General features: G+C 66.8%; 1 protein-coding gene. It reads right to left on the reverse strand.

Annotation, left to right across the window (positions count from 1 at the left end):
- Positions 1-579, reverse strand: a 579-nt coding sequence (locus AC1D0P_RS26515) for an alpha/beta hydrolase family protein (protein WP_477679454.1), incomplete at its 3' end; no start/stop codon positions are given.
- Positions 580-733: the final 154 nt, after the last annotated feature.

Below are 733 nucleotides of genomic sequence, written 5' to 3' on the forward strand. Positions count from 1 at the left end.
GGCGAAATTGACGGCGCCAATAACGCCCGGCAGGTTAAGCGCGGCGACCGACACCGTGGTCATGCCGCCCACCGACTGCCCTTCGAGCAGCAGCCTGTCCTTGCGCACCCAGGGCTGCTGCAGCGCCCACTGGTGCAGCGCGACCACCGTCTGGCCGGCCCGGCTGGCCACGCGCGTGAAGTCGGGCTCGCCACTGCAGACATTGCCGTTCCAGCGCGCACCCGAGTCTTCCCGGTCCATCCCGCCGGTATCGCCATAACCCGGCCGCACCGGGGCAATCACCGCAACGCCCTTGTGAAGCCAGTAGTTGGCATGCCCGACCAGCACCGGGTATTCAAGCTTGGCCCTGTCGACGCGCGACGGGGCCCGCCCATGGGAAAAGATCACCAGCGGAAACGGGCCTTCGCCGGGGGGTTTGTAGACATGGGTGACGACCTCAAACTGYTTGCCGTCGACCAGCAGGGGCAGTTTGACGACCTGCGGCGGCACACGCTCGGGCTGCTGCGCCCAGGCAGGCCCGCCCGCGATCTGCGCCACCCACATCACCCCAAGCCAACATCCCAGTTTCCACCCTTGCATGCCCGGCTCCTTGTTGTGTGTTGCCGGTGCATTCTGACATGCGCAAGCTTTTTATGAGGTGCTGAAGCGGTACAGCGTGCGGCCCTGGCGGCCCTGCCCCGGCGCATGGACGGCCGAAGAGAAGGAGGGTATGTTGGGCGCGTTCGGGTAGCCC

This window comes from Polaromonas sp. P1_G2 (assembly GCF_056405515.1).